The sequence below is a fragment of the Pseudoalteromonas sp. 19-MNA-CIBAN-0066 genome (assembly GCF_040308705.1).
Taxonomy (GTDB): domain Bacteria; phylum Pseudomonadota; class Gammaproteobacteria; order Enterobacterales; family Alteromonadaceae; genus Pseudoalteromonas; species Pseudoalteromonas nigrifaciens.
This window is the reverse complement of sequence record NZ_JBEONZ010000460.1, coordinates 1-230: the sequence shown is the minus strand read 5'-3', so window position 1 is coordinate 230 and position 230 is coordinate 1. Positions and strand designations below refer to the sequence as shown.

Genomic DNA, 230 nt, shown 5'->3' with positions numbered 1-230 from the left:
ACATTACAACCATAATGAGTTTGCAAATTTTGTTCATGTTCTAGATTAAAAGGCACTGAGGGGTCAAAAGTGGGGGCATCTTTCACTTGCTGCTGCGTCATATCAACATAAATTTTAGAAGTAGGCCAACTCACCTCTTTAATCCATTTGGGAGCAATCAAAACCAGATGACCCAACCACCAATTACTGGTGTTAATAATCAAATAACGAATTTCCCAGGTGTCGGTATC

1 pseudogene is annotated in these 230 nt (G+C 39.1%); it reads right to left on the bottom strand.

Features of this window, described 5'->3' with window-relative positions:
- Positions 1 to 230 (bottom strand): annotated as a pseudogene (locus tag AAEZ18_RS19830) (PRC-barrel domain containing protein); the annotation flags it as partial.